Genomic DNA, 25,668 nt, shown 5'->3' with positions numbered 1-25,668 from the left:
GATCAGGACCGATCGATCGAAATGCCTGCACCTGACGCTGCGGCATCGTTCGAGGCATCACTCGTCCGGATTCCGGTCAGCTGCACCAGTTCAGGGCGTCATGACGCCTCGACGCGCACGCGTCGTCGAATCGAAGATCATCATTCCGATCTGCCCGGTGAACGGGCGGTTTTCTGCCGTTGTCCAAACGGTATTACTGCACCCCACTCCGGAGGGAGTACACGGCGCCATGCCGATCAGAGCCGACCTTTCCCATATCGATCTTGCCGCGATGTCACTGCCGGATTTGCACCGACTCGTGGATAAAATTGAAAAAGCCATAGAAATCAAGCTCTTCGAGCGAGGCGCCCAGCGCGCTCTGGCCGTGTTTTCCGCGCATGCCCCGACCCCTGCGGCGGCTCCGCCCGTGGGTCGCGGCGGTAACCGCGACGTGCGCAGGACCGGTCGCGAGCGCAGCGGACGGGATTCCGGACTGCGCCGGCGCTGACGGACACCCCCGCATTCGACGGCCATAGCCGACGCTGATTGGCCGGCGGTTCTGTTATTCCGAATATCACGCGGGACAGCATTCCTCACTGCTGACCGGGCTGGCGTTTTCCGTGGCACCGGCTCATTCGGCTGCGTGCAATCCACAATCCGGCCATGGTCACGACCGACCGCTGCCTGCCCGGCGCTCATTGCGCTGCCGGTGCGCCGGTCGATCCGTCTTCGGCAGCCCGCCACAGATACCAGGCGAGCACGCTGCGCCACGGCCGCCAGGCTTCCCCCCAGTGCAGCAGTTCCCGGGCCCGCGGCAATCCGGGATTGGCCTCGATCACGCACCAGCCCCGGCGCACCCCGTAATCGTCGACCGGCCAGACGTCGGGCCGTCCGAGCGTGAAGATCAGGAACATCTCGACGGTCCAGCGCCCGACGCCGCGCGCGGCCGTGAGCCGGCTGACGAGTTCATCGTCCGTCAGCCTGTCTGCTTCGGTCCGATCGGGCAGAAAGCCGCTCGCGGCACGTGCGGCGATGTCCCGGATCGCAGCCGCCTTCTGGCGCGACAGGCCGGTGCCGCGCAGATCGTCGTCGCTCAGGGCCAGTACCCCGGCCGGAACCGGTGCCGTGCCGAGCCGGTTGCGGAAACGCGCCTCGATCGCGGCCGCGGCGCGCCCGGCGAGCTGCTGATGAATGACGGCCGAGCAGAGGGCCAGCCAGGGCTGCACGCCGGGCAGCGGGGTGATCGGGCAGGGGCCGTGACGGCTGATCAGCTCCGCCAGCCCCGGATGGCGGGACAGCTGCCGTTCTGCCTGTTGAACGCCTGCAATCGTCAGCAGCTCGGGCATGGCAAGAGGTACGGGCCGGCAGGAATTCGAGATCGCGCCGCCCTGCACCGCGGCCAGGAGCAGGATCGGCAAGCGTCAGGGCATGTTTCAGGCCGCCCGCAGGCTCGCGATCGGCCGCCAGACTCGTTTAAGGTGCAGCGCCGGTCAGCGGCTCGGAAAGACCGACCCGACCCCGGCCGTGCTGGAGGATACAGATGTTGCACCGATTTCGCCGCGGCCTGTCTGCCGCTGCCGTCGCCATCACCCTGGCGGGCACCGGCACCGGTGTCGCCGGCACGAGCGCCGATCCGGAATATCTGCAGCGTGCCGAGGACCATCGCAAGGCGCATGACCTGCCGGCCGCCATCATCGAGCTGAAGAACGCTCTGGCCGAGGCGCCCGGGGATGCCCGCGTGCGGCTGCTGCTCGGCAGCCTGTATCTGGAACAGGGCGACGGAGCTGCCGCCGAGAAGGAACTGCGGCTGGCGCGCAGGCTCGGCGTGCCGCTGCCGCGGCTGATGGCAGGGCTGGCCGAAGCCATCTATCTGCAGCGGGCCTGGCAGCGACTGGTCGATGACGTGCAGCCGCTGACCGGCATGAGCGCCCGCGAGGTGGCCGACGTGCGCGCGCTGCGCGGCGAGGCGCAGTTCGCGCTGCGGCGCAACGACGAAGCCCGCACCTCGCTGGAAAGCGCACTGCGCACCGATCCGGCCGCCGTGCGGGCGCTGCTCGGCAGTGCCCGGCTGGCCCTCTCCGAACAGCGCCACGATCAGGCCCGCGTCTGGCTGCAGCGGGCCGTCGACCAGTCATTGAGTCCGCAGCTTGCCAACGATGCCTGGTCGCAGTTCGGCGATCTCGAGGTTGCCACCCGGCATCTGCCTGCAGCCGATGCGGCCTACACCAGAGCCATCGACACCGGGCAGAGTCATCTCGGCGTCGTGCTGCGCCGCGGACTGGTGCGGGTGGAGCTGCAGGACTATGACGGTGCCGCCGCCGATCTGAACCGCGTCGCCGGCCGGGCGCCCGACCATACGCTGGTCCATTACGGCTTCGGGCTGATGGCCTACCGGCAGGGGCGCTACGCCGAGGCGGCCGCTTCCTTCAGCCGTGCGCTGCAGCGGGCGCCGGACAACGCCGATGCCAGCTACTACCTGGCCGCCTCGCAGCTGGCGCTCGGACAGCTCGACCCGGCGATCGACGGCCTGTCGCGCTTCCTGGCCGAGCATCCCGAATCCGAGGTGACCGCCCGCCTGCTCGGGAATGCCTATCTGCGCCGCGGGGATGCCAACGCCGCTGCCGCGCTCATCCAGCCGCTGCTCGAACGCCAGCCCGATGATGCCGCGCTGCTCGATCTGCTCGGCCGCATCACGCTCGCCCAGGGCGATGCCGCGCGCAGCCGCGAACTGCTGGCGCGTGCCACCGAACTGGCACCGGCTTCCGCCTTCGGCCGCTATGCCTACGGCATGAGCCTGCTCGCCGCCGGCGACCAGAACCGCGGGCTGGAGGAGCTGCAGAAAGCCGTCGAGCTCGATCCGCACGAGCACGGCCTGGAGTTCGGCCTGAGCGTCAGCCTGCTGCGCGCCGGGCACTTCGACGAGGCCATCGCCGTCGCGCGCCGCCTGCAGCAGAGCCTGCCGGACCAGGCCGAGCCGCTGGTGCTCGAAGGCATTGCCCAGGCCGCCCGCCAGCAGGATGCCGAAGCCCGTGCCGCCTTCCGCCGGGCGCTGGCACTGGAGCCCGGACATCCGCGGGCCGCCGGCGCCCTCGCCGCCCTGGACCTCGGCAGCGGAGACATCGATGGCGCGCGCGGCTGGTACCGGCAGATCCTCGCCCATCACCCCGGGCATGCCCCGACGCTGATGCAGCTCGCCCGGCTCGAAGCCCGGCAGGGCCAGGGCGAGGCCTATGCCGAAACCCTGCGCGAAGCCATCGCCGCCGATCCGCATGTGCCGCAGCCCTACGTGCTGCTCGCCCGCTGGCAGCTGCGTCAGGGCCAGCCCCTGCTCGCCGTCGGCACCCTGGTCGCGGTACGCGCCGAGTTTCCGGAGTATCCGCCGCTGCTGCTGACGCTCGGCCTGGCACAGGGCGCAAACGGCGAAAGCGCCGATGCGATCGGCACGCTGCGCCGGCTGATCGAACTGCAGCCGCAGTCGGCCGAGGCCCGCTACGCGCTCGTGACCGCGCACGCGCAGGCCGGCGATGCCGCGGGCCTGCGCGGCACGCTCGCGCAAGCCCTGGCCGTCGACAACCGCCGCCCCGAAGCCCTGCCCCTGCTCGAACGCCTGGTCGGTCTCGCCGGCAGCGCCAGCGAGGCCGAGGACTGGCTCGAAGCGCTGCTGCGCGATCGCCCGGACGACGAGATCGTGCTCGACTTCATCGGCCAGCGCCGCTACCGGCAATACGGCGCCCCGACCGCGCTGACCTACTACGCCCAGCTGCAGCGCCGCCAGCCGCAGGCCGCGCTGTGGGTGCTGCGCGAGGCCGAGCTCCGCAGCGGCAACCGCGAGGCCGCGCAGGCCCAGGCCCTGCTCGAACGCTGGCTGCAGGCACACCCGGATGACGTGCAGGCGCGCTTCGCGCTCGGCCTGATCCACCTCGACGCCGATCGCCGGGCCCCGGCCCGCGCCGCCTTCGAGGCGGTGCTCGAACGCCGGCCCGACCAGCTCGCGGCCCTGAACAACCTGGCCTGGCTGCTGCGCGAGGACGATCCGCAGCGGGCGCTGGACTACGCGAACCGCTGCCTGCAGCTGCGCCCGGCCGATCCGCGGCTGATGGACACGCTCGGCGAGGTGCTGATCGCGCAGCACCAGTACGCCCGGGCCGCCGAGGTGCTGGCGAAGGCCGTCGCGCGCGCCCCGCAGCTGGGCTCGGCCCGCTATCACCTGGCACTTGCGCTGTCGCTCGACGGACGCAGGGACGAGGCCCGGGAGCTGCTGAAATCCCTGCTCGGGAATGATCAGCCCTTCTCCGAGCGCGCCGAGGCGCAGAGCCTGCTCGCGCAGATCGGCAGCTGAATCCGCTCCGGTTCACCGGGTCGCCGGCAAGGGCCAGGGGGCCGGCCGGCGGCCCGCCGGGTTTCATCGGCTTCATCGATCGAGGGACTTGCATGATGTGGAACACCCGGATGCGGCCGCTTGCGGCTGCGCTGCTGCTGCTCGCCGGCAGCGCAACCGCCGCAGCCGACCTGGCCAGGGAACTGGACAAGGCCGAACAGCTGCGCGCGCAGGGCCAGCTCGGCGCCGCGATCATCGAACTGAAGAACGCGCTGCAGGACGAGCCCGATTACGGGCCGGGCCGGCGGCTGCTCGGCGTGCTGTACGTCGAGCTCGGCAACGGTGCGGAGGCGGAAAAGGAACTGCTGCGCGCCCGGCGGCTGAAGGTCCGCGAGACCGGCATCGCACTGCCGCTCGCCGAAGCCCTGCTGCTGCAGCGCGAATACCAGCGCCTGCTCGAAAGCGTGCAGCCGGTCTCGGGCATGTCGATGCGCGATGTCGCCGACCTGCGCGCGCTGCGCGGCGAGGCACTGCTCGCGCTCGGCCGCCAGGGCGACGCCGAGGCGGCCGTGAAGTCCGCGCTCGCCACCGACCCGGCCGCGCCGCGTGCGCAGATCGCCGAGGCGCGTCTCGCACTCGCGGCCCGCCACCCCGACACCGCCCGCCAGCGCCTGCAGACCGTGCTGTCGGCCCCGCTGCCGCAGCCGGTCGAGCACATCGCGCAGGCGCTGCTCGGCGATGTCGAGATCATGGCCCGGCGCCTGCCGGAGGCCGCGAAGGCTTACGACCGCGCCATCGCCACCGGCCGGCCGCACCAGGCGCTGGCGATCCAGCTCAAGCGCGGGCTGCTGCGCATCGATCTCGGTGATCCCGACGGTGCCCGTGCCGATCTGGGTGCGGTCAACGCCCGGCTGCCGGATCTGCCGCTGCCGCATTTCGGCTTCGGGCTGCTCGCGTACCGGCAGGGGCGCTATGCCGATGCGCTGGATTCCTTCGAACGCGCGCTGCAGCGCGATCACGAGAATCCCGACATCCACGCCAAGATCGCCGCCACGCGCATCGCGCTCGGCCAGCGCGAGCAGGCGGTCACCGATCTGGAAAAATTCCTGCAGGAACATCCGGACAGCGATCCGATCCTGCGCCTGCTCGCGACGATTCGCCTGCAGCAGGGCGATACCGCCGGCGCGCAGAAACTGCTGCGCCACGTGCTCGAACTGCATCCCGACGACAACGCCGTGCTCGACATGCTCGGCGCGATCGCGCTCGCCCGCGGCGAAGCGCGCGAGGGCGAGCCGCTGCTGCGCCGCTCGGTCGAACGCGATCCGGATTCGGCCGCGGCGCGCTACCGGCTCGGCCTCGGCCTGCTGGCACTCGGCGATCGCGAGAACGGCCTGCGCGAACTCGCGCAGGCCACCCAGCTGCAGCCCGGTCAGGAACGCTACGAATACGCACTGGCGCTCGGGCTGCTGCGCAGCGGCCAGCATGCCGAAGCCGTCGCTGCCGCCCAGCGCCTGCAGGCGCTGTGGCCGGATCGCAACGAACCGCTGCTGCTCGAAGGCATCGCCCGCGCGAGCGCCCTCGACACCGAGGGCGCCAGTGCCGCCTTCGAGCGCGTGCTCGCGCGCAGCCCCGGCGACCCGGCCGCATCGGGCGGACTGGCGACGCTCGACCTGCAGCAGGGCCGGCCCGACAAGGCCCGCTCGCGCTATCGGGCCGTGCTCGAACAGCATCCGGGCCATGGGGCCACGCTGCTGGAGCTGGCAGCGCTCGAACTGCGGCTCGACAACCCCGAGGCCGCCCGGCGCGCGCTGGAGCAGGCGGTCGCGGCCGATCCGGAGGCGCTGGAGCCGCGCCTGCGCCTCGCGCGCCTGCTCGGGCGCGAGGGCCGGCATGCGGCGGCGCTCGAACTGCTCGAAGCCGTGCATGCCCGCCATGCGGACGATGTGCAGCTGATCGCGCTGCTCGGAGCCGCGAAGACCGCACTCGGGGATGCCGGCGGCGGCCGCGCCGCCTACCGCCGTCTGCTCGATCTCGATCCGAAGTCCGCCACCGGCCTGTACGGCTACGCCTCGGCCTGCGCCGCCGGCAGCGACGACGCCGGCCTGCGCGCAGCGCTGCGTCCGGCGCTCGCCGCCGACCCCGGCAATGCCCTCGCGCAAGCGCTGCTGGCACGGCTGCAGGAACTGGCCCCGGGCGAGGCCGCCGCCCGCGCCTGGTTCGAGGAACTGAACCAGGCGCTGCCCGACAACCTCGCGCTGCTCGAATTCGAGGGCCGGCGCATCGAACGCCAGCAGGGCAGGCAGCCGGCGGCGATCTATTACGGCGGCCTGCGCCGCCGGCAGCCGCACGAACAGCTCTGGGCGCTGCGCGAGGTCGAACTCTGGCAGCAGGCGAAGGAGCCGGCCCAGGCGCGCTCGGTGCTGGTCGACTGGCTGCGCTGGCATCCGGACGACGACACGGTGCGCGCCCAGCTGGCGGCGATGATGCTCGCCGCCGGCCAGAACGCCGATGCCAAGGCCGAGCTGGAGCGCATCGTCGCCGACAACCCGACGCGCGTCTCGGCGCTGAACAACCTCGCCTGGCTGCTGCGCAAGGACGACCCGCGCCGTGCCCTGCGTCTGGCCGAGCGCGCCGTGCGCCTGCGCCCGGAGCCGCGCATCCTCGAAACCCTCGGCGAGGTGCTGATTGCCGGCGGCGAATACGTGCGCGCGACCGAGGTCCTGCAGTACGCCGCCCTGCGCGCACCGCAGCAGCCCTCGATCCGCTACCAGCTCGCCGTGGCGCTGGCCGGGCAGCAGCGCAAGGAGGACGCCCGCCGGCTGCTGAAGGAACTGCTCGCCGGCGACACCCGCTTCGCCGAGCGCAGCGACGCCGCGGCGCTGCTGAAGAAGCTCGGCGGCTGACGCAGGCGTTATCCCGGGACCGGGGCTGCCGGCTGCGGATATGCTGCGGCCCTCCGTTCATCAGGATGGTGATCCATGCCCCGAACCGCCCTGTACCGCACGCGCGCCGCCGTCTGCGCCTGCGTGCTGATCCTGTCCGGGACCGGCGCGCAGGCGGACGATGATGTCCTGACCGCTGCCGGCCGCAAGCTCGAAGCCGGTCAGGTCAGCGCCGCCGTCATCGACATCAAGAACCGCCTGCAGCAGCGCCCCGGTGACGGGGCTGCCCGCCGCCTGCTCGGCATCGCCTACGTGCGGCTTGGCGACGGTGCGAACGCCGAACAGGAACTGACGCGTGCCGCGCAGCTCGGCGTGCCGGCCGGCGAGCTGGCCGTGCCGCTGGCCGAAGCGCTGGCCGTGCAGCAGCAATGGCAGGCGCTGCTCGATCGGGCGATCGTGCAGCCGAACATGCGCACGCCGGAGCTCGCCGAGCTGCGGGCGTTGCGCGCCACCGCCCATCAGGCCCTCGGCCAGACCGGGCAGGCCAGGCTGCAGTTCGAGGCCGCGGTGGCGACGGATGCCGCTTCGGCACGCGCGCAGCTCGGGCTCGCGCAGTTCGATCTGCAGGCCGGTCGCTGGCCGGCCGCGCGCACCCGCCTCCAGACCCTGCTCGCGCGCCAGCCGGCGCCCGCCGCACACATCGCCCGGCTGGCCTGGACGCTGCTCGGCGACGGGGAGCTGGCGGACGCGCAGTACACGGCCGCCCTGCAGGCCTATGACGCAGCCCTGCCGCTCGCCGATGCGGCTTCGGTGCCGCAACTGCGGCTGCGCCGCGGCCTCGTGCGCGTGCAGCTCGGCGACGATGCCGGTGCCCGCGCCGACTTCGAGGCGGTCGCCGAGCGCCTGCCCGATCAGCCGCTGATGCACTACGGCCTCGGCCTGCTGGCGCTGCGCCGCCAGCAGCCGGCCGAAGCGGTCACGGCCTTCGAACGCGCCCTGCAGCGCGCGCCCGAAGACGCCGGAACCCATGAACAGCTCGCCCGCGCCCGGCTCGCGCTCGGACAGCGCGAACCGGCGCTGGCCGATCTGTCCGGCTTCGCCGCCCGCCATCCCGAAGCCGACGGCGTTGCCCGGCTGCTCGGCCGGCTGCGCCTGTCCGCCGGTGACGGCCCGGGCGCCGAGGCGGCGATCCAGCCGCTGCTGGCACGCCATCCCGACGACGCCGAAGCGCTGGAAATCCTCGGCATGGCCGCGCTGCTGCAGGGGCGTTATCAGGAGGGCGAGGCGCAGCTGCGCCGGCTGGTCGAACTCAGGCCCGAATCGGCCGATGCGCAGATGCGCCACGGCCTGGCGCAGCTCGCCCTCGGCGAGCACGACGCAGCGCTGCAGTCACTCGGTGCCGCCGCCGGGCGCGCGCCGGGTGCGCAGGAGCAGGCCCGGGCGCTGCTGCTCGCCCGGCTCGCCAGCGGTCGTCACGCCGAAGCCCTGGCGCAGGCGCAGGCGCTGTCGGCCGCGCATCCGGAGGCGGTCGAGCCGCTGCTCTACGCCGGCGCGGCGCATGAGGGGCTGCAGGACCTGCCGGCGGCCCGTGCCGACTACGAACGTGTACTCGCCCTCGTGCCCGGCCAGGCGCAGGCCGCTGCCGCGCTGGCGCGGCTCGATCTGCTCGACGGCCGGCCCGATTCAGCCCGTGCACGCTATCAGGCCGTGCTCGCCCGCAGCCCCCGGCATGTGCCGACGCTGATGGCGCTCGCCCGGCTCGAATGGCTGCACGGCCGGCCCGAAGCCGCGATCGCGGCGCTGGAGACCGTGGCCGGAATCGCCCCCGAAGCCGTGGCGCCGCAGCTGCTGCTCGCCCGCCTGCAGGCGCAGCACGGCCGGCTCGCCGACGCCGTCACCCGCCTCGACAGCCTGCACTTCGCCCATCCCGACGACGAAGCCGTGCTGGCGCATCTGGCGGCGGCGCGCCTGCAGGCCGGCGACATCGCCGAGACTGAACGACTGCATCGCGACTGGCTCGCGCGCCGGCCGGACTCGGTGGCGGCACTGTACGGACTGGCCGCGGGCGCGGCGGCCCGCAGCGACGCCGAAGCGCTGCTCCAGGCCCTGATTCCGGCCCTGCGGGCCGATCGCGAGGCCGCGCCGGCGCCAGCCCTGCTCACACGGCTCGACGCGCTCGCGGCCGATCCGGCCCGGGCCCGGGCCTGGCTCGCGCAGCTGCAGCAGGCCGTGCCCGATCATCCGGCCCTGCTCGATCACGCCGGCGAACGGCTCGGCCGCGAGCAGGGAGCTGCGAAGGCGGCGGCCTATTACGCGCTGCTGCGCGGCCGGCAGCCCGACGAGGCCCGCTGGCCGCAGCGCGAGGCAGCCTGGCGCGAGGCGGCCGGGGAGGGGGCGGCCGCGGCCCGCATGCTGGAGACCTGGCTCGCCCGGCATCCGCAGGCCGTCGGGCTGCGCCTGCAGCTCGCGACCCTGTACGAACGGCTCGACCGGCTGGAGGACGCGCGCGTCGCCCTCGTGCTCGTGCTGAGCCAGCGACCCGACGAGGTCGTGGCCCTCAACGACCTCGCCTGGCTGCTGCGGGATCGCGACCCGCAGCAGGCGCTCGTCCACGCCCGCAGGGCCGCGCTGCTGGCCCCGCGGCCGGAGGTGCTGGAGACACTCGGCGAAGTGCTGATCGCCGCGGGCCAGCCGGAAGCGGCGATCGGCGTACTGGACACGGCGAGCCGCGGCGAGCCGTCGGCCAGCTCGATCCGGCTGAACCTCGCCCGGGCGCAGCTCGCCAGCGGCCGCGTCGAGGCGGCCCGCACGACGCTGCGCGCGCTGCTCGCCGGTGCGCAGTCCTTCGAAGGACGCGATGCCGCGCTCGCGCTGCTCGGCAGGGCCGGCGGCTGAATCACGGGGAAAGGAACAGGGTCGGGACAGAAGGCTCAAAAGGATGTTGCACTGCAGCATCGCATGGATATAATGGCACCCATGGGTTCACCGGAACCCGACCGCCCCGCCACCCAAACGAGGATGCAGCCATGACCCAGTTCTCCGTTCCGTCGCTCGAGTCCCTGTCCGCCCCCGTCGTCAAGGCCGGCAAGCTGAACGTCGCCAGCCTCGAAAAGCTGACCGCCTTCAACTTCAGCCTGCTGCAGAGCTACAGCGACCTGAGCCTGGCGCGCCTGAAGGCCGCCACCGACGTGACCGATCTGGCCAGCCTGAAGGCCTACGGCGAGTCCTCGGTCGAAGTCGCGAAGGAGCTGGGTGCCAAGCTGCAGGCCGATGCCAAGGCCTATGCCGACCTGCTCGCCGGCGTCGGCGCCGAGTACAAGGATCTGGTCAAGGCCGCCTGATCGCCGGCGCCCCGACCTTCCTGAAAACCGCCCGCACCGTCGGGCGGTTTTTGTTTTCCGGTCCGCCGGCCCGGCCATCGCTCAGCGCAGCGCACGCACCCGCCGCCAGGCGAGCCACAGGCAGGCCCCCGCCAGTACGCACCAGAGCCCGGCCCACAGCGGCGCCGGCAGCCAGGTGTGCGCGGCCAGATCGGCACCGTCATGCCGGCCGGACAGCCCGAACAGCGCGAGCGGCGCCTGCACGGCATCGAGCATCACGGCCAGCCCCAGGACTTCGAGCCCGGCCTGCAGCGCCCGCCCGTTGCGCCAGCGCCGGCGCAGCGGCAGCAGCAACAGCGCGACCAGCAGCGCCGAGATCACGATCGTCACCGCATCGCGCGCATACAGCAGCGCCGTGATCGCGACCGTGCCGCCGAGCAGGCCGGCGAGGATCGGCGCGTCGTCGCGCTGCGAATCCCCGCTCGCCAGCGCGAAGATGCCGAGCCCCCACAGCGGCGCCCCTGCGTAGCCTGCGAAAGCCACCGGCACGCCCCAGCCGCCGGTGAACACGCACAGTCCGGAGCCGTCGGTGCGCAGCACGATGCGCACGATGTCGCCACCGGTCGCCGCGGCCATCAGCCCGTGGCTGAGCTCATGGAAGAAGGTGCCGGCCCAGCGCAGCGGCAGCCCGATCAGCGGCAGCGCCGACAGCACGGCCGCCACGAGCAGCAGCAGCCAGAACCGCAGTGCGCTCATCGGCACAGCCTCCCGGGTCTCAGAAGCGGTAGCCGAAGTTCAGCTCGACACCGTGATCGCCGCCGGCCGACTGCGTGTAGTGCAGGCCGAGGTTCAGGTTCTCGGAGAAGCGTTCACCGACGCGCACGCGCGTGCTCGCGGCGATGCCGATGCGCTGGAAGTTGTCGGCCGCGAGCTCCGAACCGAGGAAGCGCGTGTCCGAGATCCACGCCGTCCAGCGCGCGCCGCTGCCGAGGAAGGTGCCCTCCAGCGGCCCGCCGACGCGCACGGCGTTGTGCAGCGCGACTTCGTGCAGGCGGTAGCCGGCGTTCAGTCCTTCGACACGACCGCCGACCGACTGGAAGTAGCCGATCAGGTTGTCGGCGCCGAACTCGTAACCATTGCCGAAGGACGTCCGGAAGTGGCTGGTCAGCGAGGCCGAGGCCAGCGAGCCGACGTGGTCCCAGTCCTCGTCGACGACGGTGCCGTAACGGAACATCGGTTTCAGGTCCCAGCCGGCGGCGACCGGTACGCGCAGGCCACCGCCGAAGCCGTAGCTGCGGTCACGGCGATCGACGCCCCGGCCGCTGGTCGTGATGTTCGCGACCGGCAGCTCGGCGAGCACGGTCAGGCCGCTGTCGAGCTTCCACGCATAGCGCAGCGGCATTTCCTCGTAGGTCTGGCGGTAGCCGTCGGCGTGGTAGCGCCCGATGCGCGCACCGATGCCGGCCTGACCCTCGTCGATGCCGGTGACCAGCGGGTCGAGCAGGAAGCCGGCCTCGACATCGGCGAGCGTCATGCGTCCGAGCAGGCTCACGGGGCTGCCGCCGATCAGGTCGAGCGGCGAGCGCGAGGCGTTTTCGTCCGGGGTCGGCACGACCAGCGTCACGGCGTTGCCGGTATAGGTGGCGGTCTGTGCGAGCAGTGGCAGCGAGGTCACGACATTCGTGAAGGTGCCGTTGATACGGCCGTCGGCGGTCAGCAGCGTGTAGTTCGCGTCGGCCGAGTACGTGCCGTCGGCCGAGTCGATGCGCAGCGTGGCACCGCTGATCGTGATGTTGCCGGTCGAGTGCAGCAGATCGGCGTTGCCGGCCCCGTCGACCTCGATGCGCAGCGTCGAGCCGCTGGCGAAGGCAACGTCGCCGACGCTCAGCGTGCCGATCGAGTTGCCGGGGCTGAGGGTGCCGCCATCGTTGACGGTGATACTGCCCGCAATCGTGCCGTTACCGGCGAGCGTGCCGCCGCGATTGACCATGATCGTGCCGGCGGCGGCGTTGCCCTGTTCAGAGTCGCCGAGCGTGATGCCGCCGCCCAGCCCGCCCAGCGTGCCGCCCGGACGCAGGTCGAGGCCGTGCGCGTACAGGTTTGCGCTGCCCGAGAGCGTCAGTTCGCCGCTGCCGCCATCGGCCGTGGTCGTGCCGCCGAGCACGATGCTGCCGCCGACGGCCAGCGTGCCGCTGTCGAGCCGGTACCGGCCGGTGCCGCCGGCTTCGGCACCGATCAGCAGGTCGCCGCCGATGATGGCGAGCCCGCCGGTCTGCGTGAAGGTGCCGCTGCCGGCCCGGCCGATCCAGGCATCCGCGCTGACGTTGAGCCTGCCGGCGGACAGGGTGTAGCTGCCGGTCGAGCCCGCGGGGCGGCCGACGATCAGCTCGCCGTCGACCTGCGTCGTGCCGCCGGACTGTTCGTACTCGCCGTGCGTGGCGTCCCGATTGCCGATGATCAGGGCATTGGCGACGGTGAACGTGCCGCCGGTCTGCTCGAAGCGGCCGTTGCCGCGGTTGCCGACCACGGCGTCGGTCGCCACGTCGAGCGTGCCGCCGTCGAGCACGTAGACGCCGTTGCCGTCGGCCCAGCTGCCGGTCAGCGCAGTGGTGTCCTGCCAGCCGCCGAGCAGCAGCTCGCCGGCGACCGCGACCGCTCCGCTGGTCTGCGAGAAGCTGCCCTGGCCGAAGTTGCCGATCAGCAGATCACCGCCGACCGTCAGCGTGCCGCCGGAAACCGCGACACTGCCGACACCGCTGCCGTCGCGCCCGATCATCAGGTCGTCACCGATCGTGGCGGTGCCGTTGGTCTGGATCAGCAAGCCGGTTCCGGCATCACCGACCACGGCGAGCGTGCCGACGCTCAGCGTGCCGCCGCCGAGCGTGTAACTGCCGCTCGCGCCGCTGTCGCTGCCGATGCGCAGGCGGTTGGTGGCGTGCGAGCCATCGGTCTGCGTGAACGCGCCGGTGGTCACGGCCCCGACCCAGGTCGTGCCGCTGACGCTCAGCACGGCGTTGCCGAGGGCATACGTGCCGCTGCCGCCGCCCGGGTTGTTGCCGAGCACGAGATCGGTGGTCACGTGCGTGCCGCCGCTCTGCGAATACGTGCCGTCCCCGAGCGCGCCGATCACCGAGCGTCCGAGGCCGCCGCCGCTCGTGACCGTCAGCGTGCCGCCGGTCTGCGTGAACGTGCCGCTGCCGCCGGCATTGTTGCCGACCGACAGGCCGTCGGCAGTCACGCTGCCGCCGGAGAGCGTGAACGAACCGCTGCCGAGGCCGCCGACGACGATGCGGCTGTCGGTGGCCGTGCCATGCACGCTCAGGCTGCCGGCACTGAGGGTGGCCGTCCCGTGGCTGCCGCTCAGGTTGGCGACGACGAAATCCCCGCCGACCGTGACCGTGCCGCCCGACTGCGTGTACTGACCGCTGACGCCGGTCGTCTGGCCGATGATGACCCGCCCGTCAACATCGAGGCTGCCGCCCGAGATCGCGTAGCTGCCGTTGGCCCCGGCGCTCGTGCCGCTGCCGAGGATCAGGTCATGGCCGACCGTCACGGCACCCTGCACCTGCGTGAAGCTGCCGCTGAGGGTGTCGCCGATCACGGCATCGTGCGTGACATCGAGCGACGCCGGACCGTCGGTGTCGTTCAGGCGGTAGCTGCCGTTGACGTACAGGCCGAAGCTCGCCGACTGCACGGACACGCTGCCGCCGGTCTGCACGAGGCTCGCCGTCGTCGTCGCGTCGCTGCCGATGACGAGGTTCACGCGTGCGGTCGCGCTGCCGCCGCGGATGGTCAGGGTGCCGGTACTGCCCGCCACGATCGCCACATCAAGGTAATCGGCGCTCAGCGTGCCGGCACTGAGCGTATAGCTGCCGTTGCCGCCGGCACCGGCGCCGATGAAGGCCTGGTCACCGACATCGAGCGAACCGCCGCTCTGCAGCAGCGTGGCCGCGTGATCCGAGCCCAGATGCAGCGAGGTGCCGATACCCACGCTGCCGCCCGACAGTGCGTAGCTGCCGGTATTGATGCTCAGGTCATTGCCGACCGTGAACACCCCGCCGGACTGCGTGAACGTGCCATCGGCGCCGGCACCGACCAGCACGTTGCTGGTGATTGCCAGCGTGCCGCCGGACAGCGTGTAGCTGCTCGTGCCGCCGCTGGTCGTATCGGATTCACCGATACTCAGGTTCGAGGCGCTCACGCTGCCGCCCGTCTGCGTGAAGCTGCCGGTGCCGCCGAAACCGTTGCCAGCCGCGCCGAGACGCAGCGTGCCGGCAACCGTCAGGCTGCCGGTGCCGGAGAGCACATAACTGCCGGTGCCGCCGGCATCGCTGCCGGTATTACCGACCCGCAGTTCGCCGCCGACGAACTGCGAGCCGCCGCTCTGCGTGAAGCTGCCGCTGCCGCCGGGTTCGCCGGCAAAGCCGTTGTTGCCGTTGCCGATGATGGTGCTGCCGGCGACGATCAGCTGGCCGCCGCCGAGCGTGTAGAAGCCCCCGCGGGCCGGCGTGCCGCCGGTCAGCGCCGGCGCGTTGCCAAGCACCAGATCGCTGGCGACCGTATGCGTGCCGCCGCTTTGCGTGAACTCGCCACGGCCGATGTCCCCGATCGTCGACTGCGTGGTGGTGAGCGTGCCGCTGCCGGACAAAAAATACTGGCCGAAGCTGTTGGCGGGCGTTCCGCCGGCGCTGCCCAGCGTCAGCTGCGAGGTCGAAACGTCGCCGCCGCTCTGCGTGAAGCTGCCGCTGCCCAGATTGCCGACCGTCAGCGTGCTCGTCGTCAGGCTGCCGCCGCTCATCGTGTACTGGCCGTTGCCGTTGCTGGTATCGGTACCGAACACCTCGCCGCCAAGCAAGACCTGCGCGGCGCTCACGGCGCCGGCGGACTGCTGGAAGATACCGTTGCCGTTCTTGCCGATGGCGAAGTTGCCAGTAACATTCAACGCATTGGCATTGTCACTTTGCAGCGTCATCGAGTCCGGTGCAGTGGCATCGATCGTCAGCGAGGCATAAGCCGGAGCGCCAGTCTCATCGTAGGTGACGGTCTGCGATCCCAGATTGCTGCCGGCCGGGGCCAGCAGCTGCACGATGTCCCCGGCTTGCGGACTGCCGGAAATGTCATCCCAGAAACCGGTAGTCCAAGTTTCGCCATCATTACCTCCCCAAGTGACGGTTGAGGGTGCCGTCTGCGCAGGTGCCTGCTGCATGGCCAGCCCGAGCGCCAGCGACAGCAACGTGCGGCCGGTGGGGAAGCGCTTGCACGCTGACGACAGCCCGGGTAGCGGATTGACAATGTTCATCGCTGGGGACTCCGTCTCTGCGGGCGGTCATGCCGGTCACCACCGATGCAGCGGCGCGGACGTGGGGTATGCCACGATGGTAACCCGATGCCCGCCACAGTCGGCATAGCCGGATGCGGCTGTAACGGCCGGTCAGGCGGAAACGCCGGTTAGAAGTGCGACGACAGCCAGCGTCGCAGTTGATGGATCCAGCCCGATCCGGCTGATCCATCGCCGGGCGCCGGCAGCGGTTGCGTCAGCGTCCGCCGTCCGTCCCACGCCGCCCAGCGCAGCACCTCGGCCTGCGCGTGCAGGCGCAGCGGCGGCAGTGGTGCCGGCGGCTGGCGTTCGAGGCCGGCGAGCACGCGGGCGAGCCAGAGCGCCAGATCCGACAGCGCCCGCGCCACGACGGCGAGCGCCAGGCGCCGGCCTTCGGCGAGCTGTGCATCGGTGGCTTCGGACTGCATCAGCTCGGCGTGCAGCGCCAGCCAGTCGCCGGTGCTGGCGACCAGCGCATCGAGTGCGGCTTCGAGCGCCGCGGCATCGTCGCCGGCGAGCGCCTCGCCGAGGGATTGCGCCGCGGCACGGCTGGCGCCGTTCAGCGCCAGCCAGCGCTCCGGCCCGCGCACGGCGAGGAAGGCTTCGTCGGCCGGCAGCGCGGGGGTCTCGCTGTTCGCGGCCCGCGGCTGGCGGGTGGCGGCGAGCAGCGGCAGCAGGCGTTCGGCGAGGCGGGCGGCGGTGTTCATCGGCGGTTCCCTCGCGGTGGCTGCGGACAGGATGCGGTGGGGCTGCCGGCACAGCCTCAGAGCGCCGCCACGCGCACGTCGACCTGCATGTCCGCCTGCAGATCCGGTGGTCCGTAGAAACTGCCTGACACCGGCGGGATCGCCTCCGGGTGGCGGGCGACCGCAACCGGGATGTGGTCGCTGCCGGTCAGCACGCCGCCGGTCGGGTCGAAGCCCTTCCAGCCCGGCCCCGGCAGGTAGACCTCGGCCCAGGCGTGGGTCGAGGCATGGCCGGCGGCGGTCTCGGAGGTGTGCAGGTAACCGCTGACGAAGCGGCTCGCCAGCCCGAGGCCGCGGCAGGCCTCGATGAACAGCGTCGCGTAGTCGCGGCAGGAGCCGGTGCCGAGGCGCAGCGTTTCGGCCGGCGACTGCACGCCGGGCTCCTCGCGCATGCCGTATTCCAGCTGCCCGCAGATGGCGCGGTTCAGCCGGTCGAGCAGCACGTAGGTTTCCAGCGTCCCCGCCCCGATGCCGAGTCCGGTGACCCAGGCCGCCACCACGGCGCGATCGGACGGATAGACCGGCGTGCTCGCCAGCTGCAGGTCGGTGCGTTCGGCCGCTGCGTACTCGAACGGGTAGTGCAGCGCGTAGTCCTCGACCAGAAAGTCGAGCGGCGCATCGTCGTGGTGTTCGATGACCACTTCGCTGTCGATGCAGAGCCGTCCGGCCGGCTGCGGGAAGTGCGCGATCGCGACCGAGTTGTCATCGGCATCGCGGCACCAGCGCAGCTGCGCGGCCGGGGTGATGTCGAGGCGCGAGCGTTCGACGCGCACCTCGTGGCCCTCGCGCGGGCGCAGCAGCAGCCGGTGCGGGCCGAGCCGGACCGGCTCGGGATAGCGGTATTCGGTGCGGTGCGCGATCAGGATGCGCTTCATCGGCGGCTCTCCGGCGGCGATGCGGACCTGCACCGTACTACGGATGCGGGCGATCGGCCGCAGCCGGCGCAGGGTTTTCGCCGGTCAGCGCCGCGATCGCCTGACGCTCGGTGCGGAAACAGCGGTTTTCGCCGAACTCCGCCGGCACGCCGGCGCGCTCCAGCAGCCGCCAGACCGGCAGCTTCATGCGGCAGAGATAGAGCGTCGTGCCGCGTGCCGCCAGCGTGCGGCGCAGCTCGCGCAAGGTATCGAGGCCGGTGACATCGAGATCATTGATCGCCGTGCCGACCAGCAGCACGCGCTGCACGCCGGCATCGACGTGATCGAGCACCGCGCGCTCGACCGCCGCCGCACTGGCGTAGACCAGCGCCGTGTCCGGGCGCAGCACGATCAGGTCCGGCGCCGGCCGCGGCAGGCCGTAGCGCTCGCGCGCGCGCAGCCGGCCATCGGGCAGCACGCCGAGTTCGACGATGCGCGGCTGGCTGCGGCGCAGCATCGAGGCCGCGAGGCCGGCGATCAGGCCGGCGAGCACGCCCCAGTGCAGCTGCGGCACCGCGAACAGCGTCGCCGCGAAGGTGATCAGCGCCACCAGGCCGTCGTCGCGCGCCAGCCGCCCGATGCGCCGCAGGCCGGCCACGTTGATCAGCCCGGTCACCGGCACGATGACGACGGCCGCCAGCACCGCCTGCGGCAGCGGCGCGAGCACGGCGGTGCCGGCGAGCAGGAACGCGAACACGCAGGCGGCGGCGAACAGCGTCGACCAGGCCGTGCGGGCGCCGGCGTATTCATTGAGGGCCGAGCGCGAGAACGAGCCGCTGACCGGAAACGCCCCGCTGGCGGCGCTCGCGATCTTGGCGAGCCCCTGACCGATCAGCTCCTGATTCTCGTTCCAGCGCTCGCCGCGCCGGCGCGCCAGCGTGCGCGCACTCGACATCGCCTCGGTGAAGCTGACCAGCGCCACGACCAGCGCCGGCGCGAGCAGCGCCCGGTGCGTCCCGAAATCGAGCGCCGGTGGCAGCGACAGCTGCGGCAGCGCCTCGGGCACGCTGCCGATCACGGCCCCGCCATGGCCTGCGTAAGCGCTGAAGTGGCTGAGCACGATGCCGAGCCCGCAGACGAGCAGTACGCCCGGCCAGTGCGGCCGGTGCCGGCGCAGCCACAGCAGCAGCAGCAGGGCCCCGAGCCCGAAGGCCGCGGACACGGCCACCGCGCCGGGCGCCTGCTGCAGGCGCGCCGCCACCTGCGCCGGCCAGCCGGACAGCGACGCCCCCCAGGGCGGCAGGCCGAGCAGCGCCGGCAGCTGCGTGGCGATGATGATCAGCGCCGCCGCATGGATGAAGCCGGCGAGCGTCGGCCCCGAGACCAGGTTCGCGATCACCCCGAGGCGCAGCGCCCCGAGTGCGCACTGCATCAGGCCCGCGTACAGCGCGAGCCACACCGCGGCCGCCACCCAGCCGCTGCTGCCCGGCGCCGCGAACGGCTGCAGCGCGCCGAAGCTCAGCAGGCTGGTCAGCGCCACCGGCCCGGCGGCGAGCAGCGGCGACGAGCCCCACAGGCAGCCGACCACCGCCGGCAGCAGCGCCGCGTACAGCCCGGTCTGCGCCGGCATGCCGGCGAGCGTCGCGTAGGCGAGCGCCTGCGGGATCAGCACCAGCCCGACCGCGAGCCCGGCGCGCAGGTCGGCAGCGAGTGTCGCGCGCGTCGGACGCGGCCAGGCGAGGAAGGGCAGCCAGCGGCGCAGGGCAGGGGACATGATCGGCGAAGGCCTCCGGCGGCGGTGGCGGACGGGTATCCAGCCTGACAGGAACCGGCGCCCGCCGCCCGCAGTCCTGCAGAGACCGGCCATTCCCCGGCGTGCCGGGGCCGGCGGTCGCCTGCGCATCCCCGATGCTGCCGTCTAGCCTGTAGCGGTTCGAGCCGTCCGCGGCCGCCCGATGCCTGCGGGCATCGCCCCACACGAGGAGCCTGCCGATGAAAGCCCGTGCCGCCGTTGCCTGGGAAGCGCAGAAGCCGCTCTCGGTCACCGAGATCGAAGTCGAGGGGCCGCGTGCCGGCGAAGTGCTGCTGCGCACGGTCGCCACCGGGGTCTGCCACACCGATGCCTTCACGCTGTCCGGCGACGACCCCGAGGGCGTCTTCCCGTGCGTGCTCGGCCACGAGGGCGGCTGCATCGTCGAGGAGTGCGGGCCGGACGTGAAGGGCCTGAAGCCCGGCGATCACGTGATCCCGCTGTACATCCCCGAATGCGGTCACTGCGAGTACTGCGCCTCGACGAAGACCAACCTCTGCCAGTCGATCGCCGCGACGGTCTGGACCGGCTACATGCCCGACGGCACGCGCCGCTTCGCGAAGGACGGCAAGCCGATCTTCCATTACATGGGCTGCTCGACCTTCAGCGAATACACGGTCGTGCCCGAGATCGCGCTCGCGAAGATCAACCCGGCCGCCCCGCTCGACAAGGTCTGCCTGCTCGGCTGCGGCATCACCACCGGCATCGGCGCGGTGCTGAACACCGCGAAGGTCGAGCCCGGCAGCACGGTCGCGGTGTTCGGGCTCGGCGGCATCGGCCTGAGCGTGATCCAGGGCGCGGTGATGGCGAAGGCCGGCCGCATCATCGCCATCGACACCAACCCGGCCAAGTTCGACATGGCGCGCGCGCTCGGCGCCACCGACTGCGTGAACCCGGAGGCGCTCACGGTCAGCACGCGCGAGGCCATCGTCGAGATGACGCACGGCGGCGTCGACTACAGCTTCGAATGCATCGGCAACGTCGAGGTCATGCGCGAGGCCCTGGAATGCACGCACATGGGCTGGGGCGTGTCGACGATCATCGGTGTCGCCGGTGCCGGCCGCGAGATCCGCACCCGGCCGTTCCAGCTCGTGACCGGCCGCACCTGGAAGGGCACGGCCTTCGGCGGCGTCAAGGGCCGCTCGCAGCTGCCGGGCTTCGTCGATCAGTACCTGAACGGCACGATCCGCATCGACCCGATGGTCACGCACACGATGGGTCTGGAAGACATCAACCATGCCTTCGAGCTGATGCATGAAGGCAAGAGCATCCGCTCGGTGATCGTGTTCTGAATGAACCGGCCGCCGCTTCGCCCGGCTTTCCCCGTCCTTACCTGCCGCGAGGCCCCGCCCCGATGTCGACCCCCGAACGCCTCGAACGCATCCGCGAGCATGAAGGCTGGCTCGAACGCTGGCGGCATGACTCGCAAAGCTGCGCCTGTCCGATGACGTTTTCGATCTACCTGCCGCCGCAGGCCGAGGCCGGCCCGGTGCCGGCCGTGTACTGGCTGTCGGGCCTGACCTGCTCCGACGACAACTTCCGCGTCAAGGCCGGCGCACAGCGCTACGCCGCCGAACTCGGCCTGGCGCTGCTGATTCCGGACACCAGCCCGCGCGGCGACGAGGTGCCGGATGATCCCGGCTACGACCTCGGCCAGGCCGCCGGCTTCTACGTCGAGGCGATCCGCGCACCGTGGGCCACGCACTACCACATGCACGACTACGTCGCCTTCGAACTGCCGCTGCTCGCCGAGACCTTGTTCCCGCTGCAGCCGGGCCGGCGGGCGATCTGCGGCCACTCGATGGGCGGGCACGGCGCGCTGGTGCTGGCCCTGCGCCATCCGGGGCGCTACAGCAGCGTCTCGGCCTTCGCACCGATCTGCCATCCGTCGGCGAGCCCCTGGGGCGAGAAGGCGTTCACGGCCTATCTCGGTGCCGACCGGCGCATGTGGCGGCCCTGGGATGCGACCAGCCTGATCGAGGACGGCGCCGCGCCGCTGCCGATGCGCATCGAGCAGGGCACGGCCGATGAGTTCCTCGGCGAGCAGCTGCACCCGGACGACCTCGCCGCCGCCTGCGCGGCGCGCGGCATCCCGCTCGATCTGCGCCTGCGTCCCGGCTACGACCACAGCTACCACTTCATCGCCAGCTTCATCGGCGAGCACCTCGCCTGGCACGCCGGGCATCTGCAGGGCTGAAGCCGGGCTGCACGACAACCTCCGGAGCGATTGACACCGGTCATCGCGCGCTTGCCTGCATTGTTCTATGGATATCGAAACAAATGCAGGAGCGCCGCGATGCAGACCGTTCCGTCCGTTCCGTCGTCGATGCAGGCGCGACTGCGCGCCAGCGGCCCGAGCCTGATCGCCGTGGCCGGCGCCGTGCTGGGGCTGTTCGTGTACGAGCGGCTGCCGGCACTCGCCGCGGCCCTGGCTGCCTGGCTGCCGTTTGCGCCCGACAGCCGGGCCGGGGCGGCCATCGGCTTCTTCCTGTACGAAGTGCCGAAGGTCCTGCTGCTGCTGTGCGCCGTCGTGTTCGTGATGGGCATCGTGCGCTCGTACTGCTCGCCCGAGCGCACGCGGGCGCTGCTCGCCGGGCGACGCGGCGGCCTCGGCAATGCCCTCGCCGCCGCACTCGGCGTGGTCACGCCGTTCTGCTCGTGCTCGGCCGTGCCGCTGTTCATCGGCTTCCTCGGGGCCGGCGTGCCGCTCGGCGTGACCCTGTCGTTCCTGATCGCCGCACCGATGGTCAACGAGATCGCGCTCGGCCTGCTGTTCGCGCTGTTCGGCTGGCGGATCGCGGCGCTGTATCTGGCGCTCGGCCTGACGGTCGCGCTCGGGGCAGGCTGGATCATCGGTCGCATCGGCATGGAGGGCAGCGTCGAGGACTGGGTGCGCACTTGCCCGGCCACGACCGCCGCGGCCGGTCTTTCCGGCCCGGTCGGCTGGAATGCACATCTCGGCGCCGGCAGCGCCGCCGTGCGCGACATCGTCGGGCGGGTCTGGCCTTACCTCCTCGCCGGCATCGCGGTCGGCGCCGGCATCCACGGCTACGTGCCGACCGACTTCATGGCGGCGCTGATGGGCCGCGAGGCGTGGTGGAGCGTGCCGCTCGCCGTCGCGCTCGGCGTGCCGATGTACTCGAATGCCGCCGGCATCGTGCCGGTGGTCGAGGCGCTGCTCGCCAAGGGCGCGGCCCTCGGCACGGCACTGGCGTTCATGATGTCGGTCGTCGCGCTGTCGCTGCCCGAGCTGGTGATCCTGCGCAAGGTGCTGAAACCGCGACTGATCGCGGTGTTCACCGGTGTGGTCGCAACCGGCATCCTGCTGGTCGGCTACGTGTTCAATCTCGTGCTGTGACGAGGCCGGTCACCGACCGGCTGCGGAGGCCTGCCATGAACCGACGCAAGATCCAGATCCTCGGCAGCGGCTGCCAGAAATGCCGCAAGCTCGCCGAATACGCGACGCAGGCCGCCGACGAGCTGGGCCTCGACTGGGAGCTGGAGAAGATCACCGATCCGGCGCGCATCGCCGGTTTCGGCGTGATGCAGACCCCGGCCCTCGCCGTCGACGGCGTCGTGAAGCTCGCCGGCCACCTCGCCGGTGTCGCCGAGCTGAAGCGCCTGCTCGGCTGAGGATCCGCGACGAAGGGCCGGAGGGGGCATCAGTGCGCGAGCGCCTTGCGCATGCGGCCGATCTTCCAGGTCAGCGCCGCCAGCGCGACCGGCACCGCGGCCCCGGAGACGATCTCCGGGCTCAGCGGCAGTCCGGCCTTCGACAGCGCCTTGACCAGATAGCCGAGCAGGCTGACCAGGTAGTAGCTGAGCACGACCACCGACAAGCCCTCGACCGTCTCCTGCAGCCGCAGCTGCAGGTCGGCGCGGCGGTTCATCGACGCGAGCAGCGCCTGGTTCTGCTGCTGCAGCGTCACGTCGACGCGCGTGCGCAGCAGCCCGGTCGCCCGCGCGACGCGCTCGGACAGCTGGCTCTGGCGCTCGCGCACGGCCTCGACCGTGCGCATCGCCGGCGCCAGCCGCCGCTCCATGAACTCCTCCAGCGTCTGCAGACCCTCGATGCGCTCCTCGCGCAGTTCCTCGATGCGCCGCTCGACCAGCGTGCGGTAGGCACGGCTGGCCGCGAAGCGGTAGGTCGAAGTCGCCGCCCCGCGCTCGACCTCGGCGGCGAGGTCGGAGAGCTCGGTCAGCAGCTTCGCCTCGGCGTCCGGGGCCTCGTTGCCGGTCATGCGTCCGGTGATCTCGGCCAGCCGGCGTTCGACGCCGTTGAGCTCCTGCGAACTGCGCCGGGCATTCGGGAAGCCGAGCATCGCCAGCATCCGGTAGGTCTCGATCTCCAGCAGGCGCTGCACCAGCCGCCCGGCCTGACGCGGCGACAGGCCGTGATCGGCGACCAGCAGCCGGTCGAAGCCGTCCGGATGGATGCGGAAGTCGCTCCAGGCCACGGCCGCGCCGCCGAGCACGCGGCTGCCGGCGATGTTGGTCGTGCCGAACACCGCCTGCATGTTGGCGAGATCGCGCCCGGCGCTGCCGCCGGATTCGAGGATCACGTGCGTGGCGACCAGCACCTCGCCGGGCAGGCCGGCGAGCCAGTCCGAGGGCACCGAGGCGATCGGCGGCGCCGCGAACGGGTCGTCCTGATCCGGCTCGGCGCGCAGGAAGGTGTAGGACGAGAACTCGGTGTGCCGCTCCCAGCGCAGGCGCAGCGGCCCGAGGTCGATGGCGTGGAACACCTCGTTCGAGGCCGGCGGCTCGACGCCGTAGCGCCAGCACAGCTCGGCGACGTGGGCGCGATCGGCCGCCGCGCCGTCCGGGCCGGACAGCACGGCCAGATGCGAGGCGCGCGCCGGGGCGCGCAGTTCCTCGGACGGCCGGGCATGGATTTCGTGGTCGAGCACGCGGCGGGTGGCGTGTTCGCGCAGGCCGCCGAACAGGAACGCCGGCGGTGGTGCCGCGCCGGGGACGCTGGACATGGTGGGACTCCGGAAGGGTCTGGAAGCGGGAGCGGCGAGTCTACGGGGCACATGCCATCGTGAAAAGCATTGCGTCAGATGAAAATACACCTGCCACCCCGGCGTCCTGCGCTGGTCACGGGCTTGTCATGTTGCAGCGCAATAATGCGGCGGCCGACCCGGCCGTTCCAGTCCCTGCCTTGCGGATTGCCACCATGAGCTTCACGACCGAACCCCACCTCGTGCGCAGTTACGACGAGCGCCTGGCCAGCCTGCGCGACCTGCTGACGCGCATGGGCAGCCTGGCCGCGACGCAGTTCGAGGCCGCCGCCGCCGCACTGCTCGCGCTCGATGCCGGCATCGCCGCCCGCTGGCCGCACGGCGAGCGCTGCATCGACGAGCTCGATGCCGAGATCGAACGCGCGCTGCTGCTGCTGCTGGCGCTGCGCGCGCCGGTGGCCTCGGACCTGCGCCTGGTGCTGGCGCTCGCCGATGCCGCGCGCCATCTGGAGCGCATCGGCGACGAGACCGGCAAGCTCGCTGCCGCCACCGTCGCGCTCGCCGGCACGCCCTGCCCGCGCAGCCTGCTCGATGCGGCGGTGCGCCCGCTGCTGGCACAGGTCGGCGACATGCTCGCGCAGGCGCGTTCGGCCCTCGATGCGGTCGATGCCACGGCTGCGGCGCGACTGGTCGAGGACGACCGGCGGCTGGATGCCGAATATCACGCGCGGCTGGCGACGCTGGTCGCGTGGATGGCCGAGCATCCGCGCGGCATCGGCGCCGGCATGCAGCTCGCCAGCGCGCTGAAGGCCATGGAGCGCATCGGCGATCATGCCCGCGACATCGGCCTGCGCATCGCCGCCTGCGTGCGCGGCACGGCCGGCGAAGCGGCCGCGACCGGCTGAGCGCACGAACGCCGCCGGCCCGCAGGCCCGGAAATCGGCGCTCAGTGCGCCTGACGCAGCGATTCGGCGCTGCGCTCGCACTGTTCGAGCGCGCGCTCGATCAGCTGCAGCGCCTTGTTGCGATGCCCGCCGTGATCGGACGGCGCCGCCTCCAGATCGCGCTGCGCGAGCTTCAGCGCCTCCATCGCCGCGTGCAGCTTCGCCGGCTCGGCCGGCGGAGGCGGCGCGGCACTCGCGACGAAGGACACGGACAGCAGGCCGGCGAACAGCGGCACGGCGAGGCGCGGCAGCAGCGAGGCACGCGGGCGCAATGACATCGGGACGACCTCGGACGGGCGCAGGGAAAGGATGCAGCCATGCTACGCCCGCCGCGTCCCCGACGGCTTGAAGCCGGCTTAAGCCCGGTCGCATCAGGCGGCGCGCTGCAGATCATCCTGCTGCGATCGCAGCGCACGCCCGGCCCTGCGCGCGCCGCAGGAGCGTCAGGCCATGCAGCCGCTGCCGGAAACCTTCGCTCCCCGCTGCGGCAAGGCCGGCCTCAGAGCGGCTTGCGCAGCGTGAACGCGCCGCGCA

Annotated in this window: 18 protein-coding genes; 10 read left to right on the top strand and 8 right to left on the bottom strand. The window is 72.0% G+C overall.

Translation table 11 applies throughout. From position 1 onward, the window contains the following. Window positions 1-100: 100 nt before the first annotated feature. Entirely contained in the window at window positions 101-487 is a 387-nt protein-coding gene (locus PKE44_RS00320; protein ID WP_324547652.1) for a hypothetical protein, read from the top strand. Window positions 488-674: 187 nt separating this feature from the next. Here PKE44_RS00320 and PKE44_RS00325 read toward each other — a convergent pair whose 3' ends face one another. Continuing rightward, window positions 675-1,397 carry a DNA-3-methyladenine glycosylase 2 family protein gene (locus PKE44_RS00325; RefSeq protein WP_324547651.1) on the bottom strand — a complete coding sequence of 241 codons (723 nt, stop codon included), beginning with the start codon at window positions 1,395-1,397 and terminating at the stop codon, window positions 675-677. Window positions 1,398-1,519: 122 nt separating this feature from the next. Here PKE44_RS00325 and prsT (PKE44_RS00330) point away from each other — a divergent pair, with 122 nt between their 5' ends. From prsT (PKE44_RS00330) to PKE44_RS00345, 4 genes are all read left to right on the top strand, one after another. Then, the gene (prsT, locus tag PKE44_RS00330; RefSeq protein WP_324547650.1) at window positions 1,520-4,318 is read left to right on the top strand and encodes an XrtA/PEP-CTERM system TPR-repeat protein PrsT; all 2,799 of its coding nucleotides are present in this window, start codon (window positions 1,520-1,522) and stop codon (window positions 4,316-4,318) included. Window positions 4,319-4,410: 92 nt separating this feature from the next. Beyond that, on the top strand, window positions 4,411-7,200 hold the full coding sequence (gene prsT, locus PKE44_RS00335) for an XrtA/PEP-CTERM system TPR-repeat protein PrsT (protein ID WP_324547649.1): 2,790 nt from the start codon (window positions 4,411-4,413) through the stop codon (window positions 7,198-7,200). 75 nt (window positions 7,201-7,275) lie between these two features. Then, window positions 7,276-10,074, top strand: a complete 2,799-nt coding sequence (gene prsT / locus PKE44_RS00340) for an XrtA/PEP-CTERM system TPR-repeat protein PrsT (RefSeq protein WP_324547648.1) — start codon at window positions 7,276-7,278, stop codon at window positions 10,072-10,074. A 131-nt stretch (window positions 10,075-10,205) separates the two neighbouring features. Next, window positions 10,206-10,520 carry a phasin family protein gene (locus PKE44_RS00345; RefSeq protein ID WP_324547647.1) on the top strand — a complete coding sequence of 105 codons (315 nt, stop codon included), beginning with the start codon at window positions 10,206-10,208 and terminating at the stop codon, window positions 10,518-10,520. Window positions 10,521-10,601: 81 nt separating this feature from the next. On the opposite strand, the gene PKE44_RS00350 is transcribed toward PKE44_RS00345, so the two are convergent. The 5 genes from PKE44_RS00350 to PKE44_RS00370 all read right to left on the bottom strand — a co-directional run bounded on the left by PKE44_RS00350 (window position 10,602) and on the right by PKE44_RS00370 (window position 19,190). Continuing rightward, the gene (locus PKE44_RS00350; RefSeq protein WP_324547646.1) at window positions 10,602-11,255 is read right to left on the bottom strand and encodes a M50 family metallopeptidase; all 654 of its coding nucleotides are present in this window, start codon (window positions 11,253-11,255) and stop codon (window positions 10,602-10,604) included. A 19-nt stretch (window positions 11,256-11,274) separates the two neighbouring features. After that, window positions 11,275-15,798, bottom strand: a complete 4,524-nt coding sequence (locus tag PKE44_RS00355; RefSeq protein WP_324547645.1) for a hypothetical protein — start codon at window positions 15,796-15,798, stop codon at window positions 11,275-11,277. Between the two features lie 149 nt (window positions 15,799-15,947). Beyond that, window positions 15,948-16,523, bottom strand: coding sequence for a hypothetical protein (locus PKE44_RS00360; RefSeq protein WP_324547644.1), 576 nt, complete (start codon window positions 16,521-16,523; stop codon window positions 15,948-15,950). A 56-nt stretch (window positions 16,524-16,579) separates the two neighbouring features. After that, entirely contained in the window at window positions 16,580-17,437 is an 858-nt protein-coding gene (locus tag PKE44_RS00365) for a transglutaminase family protein (protein ID WP_324547643.1), read from the bottom strand. Window positions 17,438-17,474: 37 nt separating this feature from the next. Then, window positions 17,475-19,190: a SulP family inorganic anion transporter gene (locus PKE44_RS00370; RefSeq protein ID WP_324547642.1), complete on the bottom strand. Its 1,716-nt coding sequence runs from the start codon at window positions 19,188-19,190 to the stop codon at window positions 17,475-17,477. Window positions 19,191-19,408: 218 nt separating this feature from the next. On the opposite strand from PKE44_RS00370, the gene PKE44_RS00375 reads away from it, so the two are divergent. The 4 genes from PKE44_RS00375 to PKE44_RS00390 all read left to right on the top strand — a co-directional run bounded on the left by PKE44_RS00375 (window position 19,409) and on the right by PKE44_RS00390 (window position 22,859). Beyond that, window positions 19,409-20,518 carry an S-(hydroxymethyl)glutathione dehydrogenase/class III alcohol dehydrogenase gene (locus PKE44_RS00375; protein WP_324547641.1) on the top strand — a complete coding sequence of 370 codons (1,110 nt, stop codon included), beginning with the start codon at window positions 19,409-19,411 and terminating at the stop codon, window positions 20,516-20,518. Window positions 20,519-20,580: 62 nt separating this feature from the next. After that, a complete protein-coding gene (gene fghA, locus PKE44_RS00380; RefSeq protein WP_324547640.1) occupies window positions 20,581-21,423 on the top strand; it encodes an S-formylglutathione hydrolase in 843 nt (280 codons plus the stop codon). A gap of 129 nt (window positions 21,424-21,552) precedes the next feature. Then, window positions 21,553-22,584, top strand: a complete 1,032-nt coding sequence (locus PKE44_RS00385; RefSeq protein ID WP_324547675.1) for a permease — start codon at window positions 21,553-21,555, stop codon at window positions 22,582-22,584. A gap of 35 nt (window positions 22,585-22,619) precedes the next feature. Further along, entirely contained in the window at window positions 22,620-22,859 is a 240-nt protein-coding gene (locus PKE44_RS00390; RefSeq protein WP_324547639.1) for a thioredoxin family protein, read from the top strand. Between the two features lie 29 nt (window positions 22,860-22,888). On the opposite strand, the gene PKE44_RS00395 is transcribed toward PKE44_RS00390, so the two are convergent. Further along, window positions 22,889-24,211 (bottom strand): DUF3422 domain-containing protein, encoded by a 1,323-nt coding sequence (locus tag PKE44_RS00395; RefSeq protein ID WP_324547638.1) that lies wholly within the window; start codon window positions 24,209-24,211, stop codon window positions 22,889-22,891. Window positions 24,212-24,405: 194 nt separating this feature from the next. Here PKE44_RS00395 and phoU point away from each other — a divergent pair, with 194 nt between their 5' ends. Beyond that, complete coding sequence (phoU, locus tag PKE44_RS00400; RefSeq protein ID WP_324547637.1) at window positions 24,406-25,095, top strand: phosphate signaling complex protein PhoU; 690 nt, start codon at window positions 24,406-24,408, stop codon at window positions 25,093-25,095. A gap of 41 nt (window positions 25,096-25,136) precedes the next feature. Here phoU and PKE44_RS00405 read toward each other — a convergent pair whose 3' ends face one another. After that, window positions 25,137-25,412 carry a hypothetical protein gene (locus PKE44_RS00405; RefSeq protein WP_324547636.1) on the bottom strand — a complete coding sequence of 92 codons (276 nt, stop codon included), beginning with the start codon at window positions 25,410-25,412 and terminating at the stop codon, window positions 25,137-25,139. Between the last annotated feature and the right edge of the window lie 256 nt (window positions 25,413-25,668).

This window comes from Plasticicumulans sp., assembly GCF_035331805.1.
Classification (GTDB): Bacteria; Pseudomonadota; Gammaproteobacteria; order Competibacterales; family Competibacteraceae; genus Plasticicumulans.
This window is presented reverse-complemented; position numbering and strand designations above follow the sequence as displayed.